Genomic DNA, 16,857 nt, shown 5'->3' with positions numbered 1-16,857 from the left:
TCTGTACGAGGGATGCACGCATGAACGAGGAAAAGCTCCGGTACTTCCTGAAGCGGGTGACGGCCGATCTCCACGAGACGCGCCGTCGGCTCCAGGAGGTCGAGTCGGAGGAGCAGGAGCCGATCGCGATCATCGGAATGAGCTGCCGCTACCCGGGAGACGTCGAGTCCCCCGAGGACCTGTGGCGACTGGTGTCCGAGGAGACCGACGCGATCTCGCCCTTCCCGACGGACCGGGGCTGGGACACGGGGAGCCTGTTCGACGAGGACCCCGACGGGCGGGGCACGAGCTACGTGCGGGAAGGCGGCTTCCTGCACTCCGCCAACCGTTTCGAGCCGGAGTTCTTCGGCATCTCGCCCCGCGAGGCCGTGGCGATGGACCCGCAGCAGCGCCTGCTGCTGGAAATAGCGTGGGAGTCCTTCGAGCGGGCCGGCATCGACCCCCACTCGGTACGGGGCAGCCGCACCGGCGTCTTCACCGGCGTCATGTACCACGACTACGCCTCGCGCCTGCGGGCCGTACCGCCGGAGGTCGAGGGCTACCTCGGCACCGGCGGGTCCAGCAGCATCGCCTCCGGCCGCGTCTCGTACACGTTCGGCCTGGAGGGCCCGGCGCTCACCGTCGACACGGCCTGTTCCTCCTCCCTCGTCACCCTGCACCTGGCCATGCAGGCCCTGCGCAAGGGCGAGTGCTCGCTGGCCCTCGCGGGCGGCGTCACCGTCATGCCGACGCCGGGCACCTTCACCGAGTTCAGCAAGCAGCGCGGCCTGTCCTTCGACGGCCGCTGCAAGTCCTTCGCGGACGCCGCCGACGGCACCGGGTGGGGCGAGGGCGCGGGCATGCTGCTCGTGGAGCGGCTCTCCGACGCCCGCCGCAACGGCCACCGCGTCCTCGCGGTCGTCCGCGGCTCCGCCGTCAACCAGGACGGCGCCTCCAACGGCCTGACCGCCCCCAACGGCCCCTCCCAGCAGCGCGTCATCCGCCAGGCCCTCGCCGACGCCCGGCTCACGGCCGCCGAGGTCGACGTGGTCGAGGCGCACGGCACCGGTACGACGCTCGGTGACCCGATCGAGGCGCAGGCGCTGCTGGCCACCTACGGCCGGGAGCACACCGAGGACCGCCCGCTGTGGCTCGGCTCGGTCAAGTCGAACATCGGCCACACGCAGGCCGCCGCCGGTGTCGCGGGCGTCATCAAGATGGTCATGGCGATCCGCCACGGCCGGATCCCGAAGTCGCTGCACGTGGACGAGCCCTCGACCAAGGTCGACTGGTCCGCCGGAGCCGTGTCGCTGCTGCGCCGGACCGTGGACTGGCCGGACACCGGCCGCCCGCGCCGCGCCGCCGTGTCCTCGTTCGGCATCAGCGGCACGAACGCGCACACCATCATCGAGCAGGCCCCCGCCGAGATCCCCGCCGAAGAGGCCCCGGCCGACGCCGGCTCCGGCTCGGACGCCGGCGCCGAGACCGAAGCCCCCGAGGCGGCGGCTCCGCAGCGCCGCACCGTCGTGCCCCCGGTCCTGCCGTGGCCCGTCTCCGCCCGTACGGAAGACGCCCTGCGCGCCCAGGCCGAACGCCTGCTCACCCACCTGCGCGCCCACCCCGGCCAGTCGGCGCAGGACGTCAGCCGCTCCCTGGCCACCGGCCGCGCCGCCCTCGAACACCGTGCCGTGATCGTGGCCGGCGACCGCGAGCGGGCCCTCGCCGACCTGGCCGCACTGGCCTCCGAGGACGCGACCGCCGCGTCGCGGCTCGTCCGGGGCACGCCCGCGGGGCGCGGCAAGACGGCCTTCCTGTTCACCGGACAGGGCAGCCAGCGCCTCGGCATGGGGCACGAGCTGTACGAGGCTTACCCCGTGTTCGCAGAGGCGCTGGACGCGGTCTGTGCGCAGCTGGAACTGCCGCTGCGTGACGTGCTGTTCGGGTCGGATGCGGAGCTGCTGGACCGTACGGAGTACACCCAGCCGGCCCTGTTCGCCGTCGAGGTGGCGCTGTTCCGGCTGGTCGAGTCATGGGGCGTGAAGCCGGACTTCCTGTCCGGGCACTCCATCGGCGAGATCGCCGCCGCGCACGTGGCGGGCGTGTTCTCCCTGGAGGACGCGTGCACCCTGGTGGCGGCGCGCGGCCGGCTGATGCAGGCATTGCCCTCCGGTGGCGTGATGATCGCGCTGGAAGCCTCCGAGGAGGAGGTCCTGCCGCTGGTGACGGACCGGGTGAGCATCGCCGCCGTCAACGGTCCTCGGTCGGTGGTCATCGCCGGTGACGAGGACGCGGCGACCGCGATCGTGGCGGCCCTCCCGGACCGCAAGTCCAAGCGCCTCACCGTCTCGCACGCCTTCCACTCGCCGCACATGGACGGCATGCTGGATGACTTCCGCCAGGTGGCGGCGGGTCTCACATACGAGAGCCCGCGCATCCCGGTCGTCTCGAACCTCACCGGCGCCCTCGTCTCCGACGAGATGGGATCGGCGGATTTCTGGGTCCGCCACGTTCGCGAGGCCGTCCGCTTCCTCGACGGCGTCCGCGCCCTGGAAGCGGCGGGCGTCACCACGTACCTCGAACTCGGCCCCGACGGCACGCTGTCCGCGCTGGCCGAGAGCTGCCTGGCCGACGACACCGGCACCGCCGCCTTCGTCCCCACCCTCCGCAAGGACCGTCCCGAGGCCGAGGCCGCCGTCACGGCCCTCGCCCAGCTCCACGTCCGGGGCATCGCCGTCGACTGGCAGGCGTACCACCGCGACACCGGAGCCGAGCACGTCGACCTGCCCACGTACGCCTTCCAGCGCGCCCACTACTGGCTCGACGCCGGAACCCTCGGCGGCGACGTCACCACCGCCGGCCTCCGCTCCGCCGAACACCCCCTGCTCGGCGCCTCGGTGACCCTGGCCGACGCCGACGGCCTGCTCCTCACCGGACGGCTCTCGCTGCCCACCCACCCCTGGCTCGCGGACCACCGCGTCATGGGCTCCGTCCTGCTCCCCGGCACGGCCTTCGTCGAGCTCGCCCTCCAGGCCGGTGAGCGCGTCGGCTGCGACCTGGTCGACGAACTGACCGTCGCCGCCCCCCTGGTCCTGCCCGAGGACGGCGGCGTCGAGCTCCAGATCACCGTCGGCGCACCCGACGAATCGGGCCGCCGCTCCGTCGTCTTCCACTCGCGCGACGGACTGGCGGCCGACGACGAGCCGTGGGTCCGCAACGCCACCGCCACCCTGGCGAAGGGCGCGGAGGACAACCAGGCCTTCGACCTCACTTCCTGGCCGCCGGCCGGCGCGGAGCCCGTCGACATCGAAGGCCTTTACGAGGGCCTCGCCGATTCCGGCTTCGGCTACGGCCCGGTCTTCCGGGGCCTGCGCGCCGCCTGGCGGCACGGCGAGGACGTGTTCGCCGAGGTCGGCCTGGCCGACGACACCGTTCCGGGCGCCGAACAGTTCACCCTCCACCCGGCGCTCCTGGACTCCGCGCTGCACGCCATCAACCTCGGCTCCCTCGTGGAGGACACCGGCCGCGGCCAGCTGCCGTTCTCCTGGTCCGGGGTCGCCGTCCACTCCACCGGAGCGGACACCCTGCGCGTACGCCTCTCCAAGGCGGGGCAGCAGACCGTCCGGCTGGACATCGCCGACTTCGACGGCGCGCCCGTCGCGACGGTGGACGGCCTGGCCCTCCGGGCCTTCTCGCCCGGGCAGTTCGGCCGTCCGGCCGGCGGCCACGGGGACTCCCTGTTCCGCGTCGAGTGGACCGCGGCGGCCTCGACGGCGGCCGGTTCCTCCGACGCCTGGATGATGCTCGGCGAGGGCGCGCAGGTCTTCGCCGACCTCGCCGGACTGGGCGTGGCCGTGGTAGAGGGCGGCGAGATCCCGTCCGCGCTGGTGGTGCCGTGTATGGAGCCGATCACCGGTGACGCCGCCGACGCGGTGCACGCCGAGACGGGCCGGGTGCTCGCCCTGCTCAAGGAGTGGCTGGCCGACGACCGGTTCGCCGGCTCGCGCCTGGTGTTCCTGACGCGGGGCGCGGTGGAAGCCGTCCCCGGCGAGGGCGTCTCGGACCTGGTCCACGCCCCGGTACGGGGCCTGGTGCGCTCGGCGCAGTCCGAGAACCCGGGCCGCATCGTCCTGGTGGACGTCGACGCCGACGGCGATGTGGAGCGCGCCCTGTCGGCCGCCCTCGCTTCGGACGAGCCCGAGGTGGCGGTGCGCGATGGCGCCCTGCTGGTGCCGAGGCTGGCCCGTGCCACGGCAACGGCCGAGGCGGATCCCGCATGGGACGCCGAGGGCACGGTCCTGGTGACGGGTGCGAGCGGTTCGCTGGGCGCTCTGTTCGCCCGGCACCTGGTCACCGAGCACGGCGTACGGAACCTGCTGCTGGTCAGCCGTCGCGGCGAGGCCGCCGCCGGTGCCGCCGAGCTGTCGGCGGAGCTGGCCGGTCTGGGCGCCGAGGTGACGTGGGCGGCCTGCGATGTGGCCGACCGGGACGCGCTGGCGACCGTACTGGCCGCGATCTCTGCCGAACACCCGCTCACGGCGGTCGTCCACACGGCCGGTGTGCTGGACGACGGCATCGTCGGCTCCCTCACCACCGAGCGGCTGTCGGCCGTCCTGCGTCCGAAGGTGGACGCGGCCTGGAACCTGCACGAGCTGACGGCCGGGCTCGACCTCTCCGCGTTCGTCCTGTTCTCCTCGGCCGCCGGTGTGTTCGGTGGCGCGGGTCAGGCCAACTACGCGGCGGGCAACGTGTTCCTCGATGCCCTGGCCGCCCACCGCCGGGCCCAGGGTCTGGCAGCCACCTCGCTGGCCTGGGGCCTGTGGGCCGAGGTGGGCGGCATGGGCGGCGCCCTGGACGCCGAGGACGTCTCGCGCATGGGCCGGGGCGGGGTGAACGCCCTGTCGGCCGCCGAGGGCGTGGCCCTGTTCGACACCGCCTGCGCCTCCGGGCAGCCCCTGCTGGTGCCGGTCAAGCTGGACCTGGCCGCGCTGCGTGCCCAGGCCGGCACCGGAATGCTCCCGCCGCTGCTCTCCGGGCTCGTCCGCATGCCCGCCCGCCGGGCCGCCCGGGGAGCCGGCGGCGCGTTCGCGCGGCAGCTCACCTCGCTGCCGGGGGAGAAGCGGGCGGGTGCCGTCCTCGGGCTGGTCCGCGGCCAGGTCGCCGCCGTACTCGGCTTCGCCGGACCCGAAGCGGTCGACCCGGCGCGCTCGTTCAGCGAAGTCGGCTTCGACTCACTGACCGCCGTCGAACTGCGCAACCGGCTCGGCGCCGCGACCGGTGTGCGGCTGCCCGCCACCCTCGTCTTCGACTACCCGACGCCCGCCGCCCTGGCGGAGTACCTGCACGCCGAACTGCTCGGCGGCCAGGAAGCGGACGCGGCCCCGGTCGCCGTCGCCGCCGCGCACGACGACGAGCCGATCGCCATCGTGGCGATGGCCTGCCGCTTCCCCGGCGACGTCCGCTCGCCCGAGGACCTGTGGCGCCTCGTCGCGGACGGTCGCGACGCCATCTCCGACATGCCCGCCGACCGCGGCTGGGACCTGGAGGCGCTCTTCGACGCCGACCCGGACCGCGAGGGCACCAGCTACAGCACGGCCGGCGGCTTCCTGCACGACGCCCACCACTTCGACCCCACCTTCTTCGGGATCTCCCCGCGCGAGGCCCTCGCCACCGACCCCCAGCAGCGACTGCTGCTGGAGACCTCGTGGGAGGCCTTCGAGCGGGCCCGCATCGACCCGGCGTCGATGCGCGGCAGCCGGACCGGCGTCTTCGCCGGCGTCATGTACAACGACTACGGCACCCTCCTCCACCGGGCCCCCGAAGGCCTGGAGGGGTACATGGGCACGTCCAGCTCGGGCAGTGTCGCCTCGGGCCGCGTGTCCTACACCTTCGGCCTCGAAGGGCCGGCGGTCACGGTCGACACGGCCTGCTCCTCCTCCCTCGTCACCCTCCACCTGGCCGTCCAGGCGCTGCGCAACGGCGAATGCGACCTCGCGCTCGCGGGTGGCGTCACCGTGATGGCCACGCCGGGTACGTTCATCGCCTTCAGCCGGCAGCGCGGTCTCGCGACGGACGGCCGCTGCAAGCCCTTCGCCGCCGCCGCCGACGGCACGGCCTGGGGCGAGGGCGTCGGCATGCTGCTGGTGGAGCGGCTCTCCGACGCCCGCCGCAACGGCCACCCGGTCCTCGCCGTGGTCCGGGGCTCGGCGATCAACCAGGACGGCGCCTCCAACGGCCTGACCGCCCCCAACGGCCCCTCCCAGCAGCGCGTCATCCGCCAGGCCCTCGCCAACGCGGGCCTGACCTCCGCCGATGTCGACGTGGTCGAGGCGCACGGCACGGGTACGACGCTCGGCGACCCGATCGAAGCCCAGGCGCTGCTGGCCACGTACGGGCAGGGCCGGCCGCAGGACCGCCCGCTCCTGCTCGGGTCCATCAAGTCGAACATGGGCCACACCCAGGCCGCCGCCGGTGTCGCGGGCATCATCAAGATGGTGCAGGCCATGCGGCACGGCACGGTGCCCAAGACGCTGCACGTGGACGAGCCCTCCCCGCACGTGGACTGGTCCGAGGGCGCCGTCGAGCTGCTGACGGAGCCGGTGGCCTGGCCGGAGACCGGCCGTCCGCGCCGCGCGGCCATCTCGTCGTTCGGCATCAGCGGCACCAACGCCCACACCATCATCGAGCAGGCCCCGGACGAGGTCGTGGTGACCGCCGCCGAGGCCGAGTCCGCGCCGGTCCTGCCGTACGTGCTGTCCGCGAAGTCGGCGGACGCGCTGGGCGCCCAGGCGGCCCGGCTGCGCACCCACCTCCAGGAGACGCCCGAGGCCGGGGCGGTGGACGTGGCCTACTCGCTGGCCACCCGCCGCGCCTCCTTCGCCCACCGCGCGGCGGTCGTGGCCGGCCCCCGGGACGAGCTGCTGCGCGGCCTGACCGCGGTGGAGAACGGCGAGGTGACCGCCGCCGGGATCACGAGCGGCACCGTCGGCGCCGCCGGTGCCGGGAAGCTCGCCTTCCTGTTCACCGGACAGGGCAGCCAGCGCCTCGGCATGGGGCGTGAGCTGTACGAGGCCCACCCGGTGTTCGCCGCCGCGCTGGACGCGGTGTGCGAGCGCGTCGGACTGCCCCTCAAGTCCGTCCTCTTCGGGTCGGACGCGGAGCTGCTGGACCGTACGGAGTACGCCCAGCCGGCCCTGTTCGCCCTCGAAGTCGCGCTGTTCCGGCTGCTGGAATCGTGGGGCGTGGAGCCGGACTTCCTCTCCGGGCACTCGATCGGTGAGATCGCCGCCGCGCACGTGGCGGGTGTGCTGTCGCTGGAGGACGCCTGCGTCCTGGTGACGGCGCGTGGCCGGCTGATGCAGGCGTTGCCCTCCGGTGGCGTGATGATCGCGCTGGAGGCCTCCGAGGGCGAGGTCCGGCCGCTGCTGACCGACCGGGTGAGCATCGCCGCGATCAACGGTCCGCGCGCGGTCGTGATCGCCGGTGACCAGGACGCGGCGACCGCGATCGTGGCGGCCCTCCCGGACCGCAAGTTCAAGCGTCTGGCCGTCTCGCACGCGTTCCACTCGCCGCACATGGACGGCATGCTGGACGACTTCCGGCAGGTCGCGGCAGGTCTCACGTACGAGAGCCCGCGCATCCCGGTCGTCTCCAACCTGACCGGCGCCCTCGTCTCCGACGAGATGGGCGAGGCGGACTTCTGGGTCCGCCACGTCCGCGAGGCCGTCCGTTTCCTCGACGGCGTCCGCGCCCTGGAAGCGGCCGGGGTGAGCACGTACCTCGAACTCGGCCCCGACGGCGTCCTGTCCGCGATGGCGCAGGCCTGTCTGACGGGTGAGGACGCGCCGGGTGCGGCGTTCGTCCCGGTCCTGCGCAGGGACCGGCCCGAGACGGCCACCCTCACCACTGCCGTCGCCCAGGCCCACGCCCACGGCGCCCCCGTCGCCTGGGAGGCGTACTTCGCGGGCACCGGTGCCCGGAGCATCGACCTGCCGACCTACGCCTTCCAGCACGAGCGGTACTGGATCGACCTCCCCGTCGGATCCTTCGCCGACGCGGCCGCCGCCGGCCTGCGGCCCGCCGACCACCCGCTGCTCGGCGCCTCGGTGATGCTCGCCGACGCCGACGGCCTGCTCCTCACCGGGCGGCTGTCCCTCGCCACCCACCCGTGGCTCGCCGACCACGTGGTCATGGGGTCGGTGACCCTGCCCGGCACCGCCTTCGTCGAGCTGGCGCTGCGCGCCGGTGAGCAGGTCGGCTGCTTCCTGGTGGAGGAGCTGACGCTCGCCGCCCCCCTCGTCCTCTCCGAGGACGGCGCCGTCGAGCTCCAGATCGCCGTCGGCGCGGCCGACGAGTCGGGCCGTCGGCCCCTCGCCTTCCACTCGCGCGACGGCCTGGCGGCGGACGACGCCCTCTGGCTCCGCAACGGCACCGCGACCCTCGCGGCGGGCGCCGAGCAGCCCCCGGGCTTCGACCTCGCGGCCTGGCCGCCGGCCGGCGCCGAACCCGTCGACATCGAGGGCCTCTACGCCGGGTTCGCGGAGTCGGGCTTCGGCTACGGCCCGGTGTTCCAGGGCGTCCGGGCGGCTTGGCGCACGGGCGAGGAGGTCTACGTCGAGGTCGGCCTCGGTGACGAGACCGGCCCGGACGCCGAGCAGTTCACGATCCACCCGGCGCTCCTGGATTCCGTGCTCCACGCCATCGGCCTCGGCTCCCTCGTGGAGGACACCGGCCAGCCGCGGCTGCCGTTCTCCTGGTCCGGGGTCGCCGTCCACTCCACCGGAGCGGACACCCTGCGCGTACGGCTCTCACGGGCCGGCCGGGAAGCGGTGCGGCTGGAGATCGCCGACAGCGAAGGCGTCCCGGTCGCCTCCGTCGACAGCCTCGCGCTGCGGGCCTTCTCGCCCGAGCAGCTCGGGCGGCAGGTCGGCGGCCACGGCGATGCGCTGTTCCGGGTCGAATGGCGCGAACTGGCCCCGTCCGACGCGGTGTTCGGCGACCGGGTCCTGTGGCTCGACGGCGAGGTGCGGGTACTCGCGGATCTCGACGCGATCCCGGCGGCGCTGGTGCTGCCGTGCCCTGAGCCCGACGGCACGGACACGGCCGAGGCGGTGCACGCCGAAACGGGCCGGGTACTGGCGCTGCTCCAGCAGTGGCTGGCCGACGAGCGGTTCGCGGACTCGCGGCTGGCGTTCCTGACGCGCGGCGCCGTGACCGTGGTCCCGGGTGAAGCCCCGGCGGACCTGGTGCACGCCGCGGTGTGGGGTCTGGTGCGCTCGGCGCAGTCCGAGAACCCGGGCCGGATCGTCCTGGTGGACGTCGACGCCGACGGTGACGTCGAGCAGGCCCTCTCGGCGGCGCTGGCCTCCGGCGAGCCCGAGGTGGCGGTGCGCGAGGGCGTACCGCTGGTGCCGAGGCTGGCGCGGGCGTCGGTCGGCGGCTCCGATCCGGAGTGGGGCGCCGGGGGCACGGTGCTGGTGACGGGGGCGAGCGGTTCGCTGGGCGGGCTGTTCGCACGCCACCTGGTGACCGAGCACGGCGTACGGAACCTGCTGCTGGTCAGCCGGCGCGGCGAGGCCGCCGCCGGTGCGGCGGAGCTGTCGGCGGAGCTGGCCGGTCTGGGCGCCGAGGTGACGTGGGCGGCCTGCGATGTGGCCGACCGGGACGCGCTGGCGACCGTACTGGCCGCGATCCCCGCCGAGCACCCGCTGAAGGGTGTGGTGCACACCGCCGGTGTGCTGGACGACGGAATCATCGCCTCCCTCACCACCGAGCGGCTGTCGGCCGTCCTGCGTCCGAAGGTGGACGCGGCCTGGAACCTGCACGAGCTGACCGCCGGGCTCGACCTGACGGCCTTCGTCCTCTTCTCCTCCGCCGCCGGTGTCTTCGGCGGCGCGGGCCAGGCCAACTACGCGGCCGCCAACACCTTCCTAGACGCCCTCGCCGCCCACCGCCGGGCCCAGGGCCTGGTGGCGACGTCCCTCGCCTGGGGCCTGTGGGCGGAGGCCGGCGGCATGGGGCACACCCTGGCCGCCGGGGACGTCTCGCGCATGGGCCGGGGCGGGGTGAAGGCCCTGTCGGCAGCCGAGGGCGTGGCGCTGTTCGACAGCGCCTGCGCCTCGGGACAGCCCCTGCTGGTGCCGGTCAAGCTGGACCTGGCCGCGCTGCGCGCCGCCGCCGGCAGCGGGATGCTCCCGCCGCTGCTCTCCGGCCTGGTCCGCATGCCCTCGCGCCGGGCGGCCCGCGGCGGCACGCCCGCCGGCGGCGCCTTCGCGCGGCAGCTCGCCGCCCTGCCGCAGGCCGACCGGCCGGCGGCCCTGCTGGAACTGGTCCGTGGCCAGGTGGCCGCCGTGCTCGGCTTCGCCGGGCCGGAGGCGGTGGATCCGGCGCGCTCGTTCAGCGAGGTCGGCTTCGACTCGCTGACCGCCGTCGAACTGCGCAACCGCCTCGCCGCGGCGACCGGTGTGCGGCTGCCCGCCACCCTCGTCTTCGACTATCCGACGCCCGCCGCCCTGGCGGAGTACCTGCACGCCGAACTGCTCGGCGGTCAAGGCGCGGACGCCGCTCCGGCCGCCGTCGCCGTGCGCGACGACGAGCCGATCGCCATCGTGGCGATGGCCTGCCGCTTCCCCGGCGACGTCCGCTCGCCCGAGGACCTGTGGCGCCTCGTCGCGGACGGCCGCGACGCCATCTCCGAGATGCCGGACGACCGCGGCTGGGACCTCACCGGGATCCTCGACCCCGGCCAGCCCGGCGCCGACTTCAGCCCCACCGGTGGCTTCCTCCACGACGCACACCACTTCGATCCCACCTTCTTCGGGATCTCCCCGCGCGAGGCGCTGGCCACCGACCCGCAGCAGCGGCTGCTGCTGGAGACCTCGTGGGAGGCCTTCGAGCGGGCGGGCATCGACCCGGCGTCGATGCGCGGCAGCCGGACCGGCGTCTTCGCGGGCGTCATGTACAACGACTACGGCACCCTCCTCCACCGGGCCCCGGAGGGCCTGGAGGGGTACATGGGCACCTCCAGCTCGGGCAGTGTCGCCTCGGGCCGGGTGTCGTACACCTTCGGCCTGGAGGGTCCGGCGGTCACGGTCGACACGGCCTGCTCCTCCTCCCTCGTCACCCTCCACCTGGCCGTCCAGGCGCTGCGCAACGGCGAATGCGACATGGCTCTGGCCGGCGGGGTGACGGTGATGGCCACCCCCGGTACCTTCATCGCCTTCAGCGTGCAGCGCGGCCTGGCGAGCGACGGGCGTTGCAAGCCCTTCGCCGCCGCCGCCGACGGCACGGCCTGGGGCGAGGGCGTCGGCATGCTGCTGATCGAGCGCCTCTCCGACGCCCGCGCCAAGGGCCACCCGGTCCTGGCCGTGGTCCGGGGCTCGGCGGTCAACCAGGACGGCGCCTCCAACGGCCTCACGGCCCCCAACGGCCCCTCCCAGCAGCGCGTCATCCGCCAGGCCCTCGCCAACGCGGGTCTGACCGCCGCCGACGTCGACGCCGTCGAGGCGCACGGCACCGGCACCACCCTCGGCGACCCCATCGAGGCACAGGCCCTCCTGGCCACCTACGGGCAGGAGCACACCGACGAGCAGCCGCTGTGGCTCGGCTCGATCAAGTCCAACGTGGGCCACACGCAGGCCGCCGCCGGTGTCGCGGGCGTCATCAAGATGGTCCAGGCGATACGGCACGGCGTCCTGCCGAAGTCCCTGCACGTGGACGAGCCGACCCCGCACGTCGACTGGTCGGCCGGAGCGGTCTCGCTCCTGGAATCGTCCCTGCCCTGGCCGGAGACCGGCCGTCCGCGCCGTGCGGCCGTGTCCTCGTTCGGCATCGGCGGCACCAACGCGCACACGATCATCGAGCAGGCCGCCGCCGAGGACGCCGTGGCCGTGTCCGAGGCCGGCGAGGCCCCGGTGCTCCCGTACGTGCTGTCCGCGAAGTCGGCGGACGCGCTGGGCGCCCAGGCGGCCCGGCTCCGCACGCACCTGGAGAACACGCCCGAGCTCAGGTCCGCCGATGTGGCACTCTCCCTGGCCACGACCCGGGCCGTCTTCGACCACCGCGCGGTGGTCGTGGCCGGCGACCGCCAGGAGCTCCTGCGCGGGCTGATCGCACTGGAGGACGAGGCCGCGGCCACCGGAGTGACACGCGGCGCCGTGAGCACCGGCAAGACGGCCTTCGTCTTCCCCGGCCAGGGTTCGCAGTGGCTGGGCATGGCGGCGGGCCTGCTGGAATCGTCCTCCGCCTTCGCCACGCGGATCGACGCGTGCGCGAAGGCGCTGGAGCCGTTCACCGACTGGTCGTTGACGGACGTGCTGCGCGGCGTCGACGGCGCGCCGTCGCTCGACCGGGTGGATGTGGTCCAGCCGGCGCTGTTCGCGGTGATGGTGTCGCTGGCCGAGGTGTGGCGGGCGGCGGGTGTCCTCCCTGGTGCCGTGATCGGTCACTCGCAGGGCGAGATCGCCGCCGCGTGTGTGGCGGGGATCCTGTCCCTGGACGACGCGGCCCGGGTGGTGGCGCTGCGCAGCCAGGCCATCGGCCGGGTGCTGGCGGGGCTGGGCGGGATGGTCTCCGTACCGCTCCCGGCCGCCGAGGTACGCGAGCGGATCGCGCCGTGGGGTGAGGAGCGGATCTCCGTCGCCGCCGCCAACGGACCGTCCTCGGTGGTCGTCTCCGGCGAGGTCGTGGCACTGGACGAGTTCCTGGCCGGCTGCGAGGCCGACGGGATCCGCGCCCGCCGGATCGCGGTGGACTACGCCTCGCACTCCGCGCAGGTGGAGCTGCTGCGCGAGGAACTGGCCGAACTGCTGGCCCCCATCGCCCCCCGGACGGCGCAGGTCCCCTTCCTGTCCACCGTCACCGGCGAGTGGGTGAACGGCCCCGAGCTGGACGCCGGTTACTGGTTCCGCAACCTGCGCCAGACCGTCGAGCTGGAGCAGGCCACCCGGACCCTGCTGGACCAGGGCTTCGGCGTCTTCATCGAGTCCAGCCCCCACCCGGTGCTGACCGTCGGCCTTCAGGAGACCGTCGAGGACGCGGGCCGCGAGGCCGCCGTCCTCGGGTCCCTGCGCCGGGGCGAAGGCGGACTGGAGCGCTTCTGGCTCTCCCTCGGCGAGGCCTACGTACGCGGTGTGGCCGTCGACTGGGACGCCGTGTTCGCCGGAACCGGCGCGCAGCGCGTCGACCTGCCCACGTACGCCTTCCAGCGCGACCGCTACTGGATCGACGTACCGGTGTCCCCGGTCGGCGACATGGCCTCCGCCGGAATCGGCAGGGCCGAACACCCGCTGCTGGGCGCGGCCGTCGAACTGCCGGACTCCGACGGGTTCCTGTACACGGGCCGGCTGTCCCTCCAGACCCACCCCTGGCTGGCCGACCACCGGGCCGCCGGCACCGTGCTGCTCCCCGGCACGGCCTTCGTGGAGCTCGCGCTGCACGCCGCCCAGCGGACCGGCAGCACCTTCCTGGAGGAACTGACCCTGGAGGCGCCGCTCGTGCTCCCCGAGCGCGGTGCGCTCCAGCTCCGGCTGTCGGTGGCCGCCCCGGACGCGGACGGGCGCCGGGCACTGCACGTGCACTCGCGCCCGGAGTCCCGGGACGGCGAGGACACCCGCGGCTCGGACGAGCCGTGGACCCGGCACGCCGCCGGTGTGCTCGGCGCGGCGGACACGCCGGCCGCGCAGCCGGCCGCCGTGGGCGCCGTCTGGCCCCCGGCGGGGGCCGAGGAGCTCGACGTGGCCGACCTGTACGAGCTGTTCGCCGCCGGCGGGTACGCGTACGGTCCGGCCTTCCGCAACCTGCGGGCCGCCTGGCGGCGTGGTGACGAACTGTTCGCCGACCTCTCGCTGGCCGAGGGCCCGCAGGCCGACGCCGCGCACTTCGGCGTGCACCCGGCGCTGCTGGACGCGGGCCTGCACGGCCTCGCACTGGGCTCCTTCCTCACCGCCGACGACGAGGAGCCGGGCGCGGAGGCCCGGATGCGGCTGCCCTTCGCCTTCACCGGCGTCGGCCTGCACGCCGTCGGGGCCGATGCCCTGCGGGTCCGGCTGGCACCGGCGGGCCCGGGAGGCGTCTGCCTCACGGCCTTCGACGAGCGGGGCGAGCCGGTCGTCTCGGTGGAGTCGCTGCTGCTGCGGACGCTCGACCCGGCCGCGCTGCGCTCGGCCCGGCCCGCGTTCCACGAGTCGCTGTTCCGGCTGGAGTGGCCGGCCGTGGCCGCCGCCCCCGCCGCCACGGCCGGGCGCTGGGCGCTGATCGGGCCTGACCCGCTCGGCCTGGAAGCCGCCCTGAGCGGCGCGGGCGTCACCGCCGACGTGTACGGAGACCTCGACGCCCTCGGGGGCCTGGTGGCCGCCGGCCGGCCGCTGCCGGACACCGTGCTCGTCACGTACGCCACGCCCGAGGCGGACCGGACGGCGGACACGGCCGGGGCGGCCCGGCAGGCGGCCCGCGAGGCCCTCGCGCTCGTCCAGGCCTGGCTGGCCGAGGAAGCCTTCGCCGGCGCCCGGCTGGCCGTGGTCACCCGGGGCGCGGTCGAGGCACGGCCGGGCGAGGGCGTGCCGGACCTGGCGCACGCCTCGGTCTGGGGCCTGCTGCGCTCGGCGCAGTCGGAGAACCCCGGCCGGTTCCTGCTGATCGACCTCGACGCGGACGCCGATACCGCTCAGGCGCAGCCCGCAGCACTGCTGGCCGCCGCCGTCGCGAGCGGTGAACCGCAGCTCGCCGTCCGCGGCGGAGCCCTGCACGCCGCCCGGCTGGCCAGGGTTCCGGCGGACCGCACCGCACCGCAGGCGCCCGCCGAAGCACCGGCCGAAGCACCGGCCGACGCGGACGCGGACGCGGCACCGGTCCCCGTACTCGACCCGGACGGGACCGTCCTGATCACCGGCGGGACCGGCGTGCTCGGCAGTCTCCTGGCCCGGCACCTGGTGACCGAGCGGGGGGTCAGGCACCTGCTGCTCACCAGCCGCCGCGGACCCCGGGCGGCCGGCGCCGAGGAACTGGTCGCGGAACTGGCCGCCTTGGGCGCAGAGGCGGCGGTCGTCGCCTGCGACGCGTCCGACCGGGCGGCGCTGACGGACCTGCTGGCCGGCATCCCCGCCGACCACCCGCTCACCGCCGTCGTCCACACCGCGGGGCACCTCGACGACGGGCTCGTACCGTCCCTGACCCCGGAGCGGATCGACTCGGTCCTGCGGCCGAAGGTGGACGCGGCGCTCCACCTGCACGAGCTGACCCGGGACCTGGACCTGGCCGCCTTCGTGCTGTTCTCCTCGGCGGCCGGCACGCTCGGCAGCCCCGGCCAGGCCAACTACGCGGCGGCCAACGCCTTCCTCGACGCCCTGGCCCAGAGCCGGCGCGCCGAGGGGCTGCCCGCCGTGTCCCTGGCCTGGGGACTGTGGGAGCAGCGCAGCGAGATGACCGGTGAACTCACGGACGCCGACGTCCAGCGGATGGCCCGCGCCGGTCTGGCCCCGCTCACCTCCGAGCAGGGCCTGGCCCTCTTCGACACGGCGTGCTCCCTGAGCGCGGGCAGTGTCTTCGTCGCCATCCGCCTCGACACCGCCCCGCTGCGGGCCCAGGCGGAGGCCGGGGCCCTCCCGGCCGTCTTCCGCGGGCTCGTCCGCGGCGGGCTGCGCAAGGCCGTCGGCCACGGCGCCGGGACGGTGGCGGCGTCCGCCGCCGCGCGGCGTCTCGCGGGCCTCTCGGCGCTGCCGGAGGAGGAGCAGGAGCGCCTGCTCCTGGAGGTGGTACGGGCCCAGGCCGCCGCGGTCCTGGCCTACCCCTCGCCCGAGGCGGTGGGGGAGTCCCAGGAGTTCCTGGAACTCGGCCTGGACTCGCTGACGGCCGTGGAACTGCGCAACCAGCTGAACGCGGCGACCGGCCTGCGGCTGCCCGCCACCCTGCTCTTCGACCACCCGACCCCGCTCCTCGTCGCGCAGCGGCTGCGCGCCGAGCTCGCCGAGGGCCCGGGCACGCCCGCCGGGGCCGACGGGGCGGCCGGGCCGGACGGGGAAGAGGACGCCGGGGTCTTCGGCGCGATGCTCCAGGAGGCGGGGGCGCAGGGCGCCTCCGGCCAGTTCATGGAACTGCTCATGCAGGCCTCGCGGTTCCGGCCCTCGTTCTCCTCGGCGGCCGGATTGCGCAAGGCGCCCGCCCTGGTGCGGCTCGCCCGGGGCGAGGACGGTCCGGGACTGGTCTGCTTCTCCTCGATCCTGTCGATCTCCGGTCCGCACCAGTACGCCCGGTTCGCCTCGGCCTTCCGGGGCCGGCGGGACGTGCACGCCATGGCGGCGCCGGGCTTCCTGCGGGGCGAGCAGCTGCCCGCGACCGCCGAAGCGGTGATCGAGGCCCAGGCGGAGACCGTCCTGCGGCACACGGACGGCGCGCCGTTCGTGCTCCTGGGGCACTCCTCGGGCGGCATGCTCGCCCACGCGGTGGCCGGACGGCTGGAGGCCGCCGGGGTGTTCCCGGAGGCCGTCGTCCTGATCGACATCTACTCGCACGACGACGACGCCATCCTCGGCATCCAGCCGGGGCTGTCGGAAGGCGTCGACGAGCGGCAGGGCAGTTACGTCCCGGTGGACGACAGCCGGCTGCTGGCGATGGGCGCGTACTTCCGGCTCTTCGGCGGCTGGAAGCCGGAGGCGGTGAAGTCGCCCACCCTGCTGGTGCGGGCCGAGGAGCAGTTCTTCGACTGGGCCCGTGCGACGAACGGCGACTGGCGTTCCTACTGGGACCTGGAGCACACGGTCGTGGACGCCCCCGGCAACCACTTCACGATGATGGAGCAGCACGCCCAGGCGACTGCGGGAGCCGTCGAGCAGTGGCTGGACGGCCACCGCTGAGGGCAGCGCGGACGGTGACACAACGGCAGGGCCC

General features: G+C 74.8%; 1 protein-coding gene. It reads left to right on the top strand.

Features of this window, described 5'->3' with window-relative positions:
* Positions 1-20 precede the first annotated feature (20 nt).
* Positions 21-16,823: a type I polyketide synthase gene (locus ACZ6ZT_RS32370; protein ID WP_469723843.1), complete on the top strand. Its 16,803-nt coding sequence runs from the start codon at positions 21-23 to the stop codon at positions 16,821-16,823.
* Positions 16,824-16,857: the final 34 nt, after the last annotated feature.

The organism is Streptomyces sp. NPDC102258 (assembly GCF_055584685.1).
The sequence above is the reverse complement of the archived record's forward strand: the minus strand, read 5'-3'. Positions and strand labels throughout refer to the sequence as shown.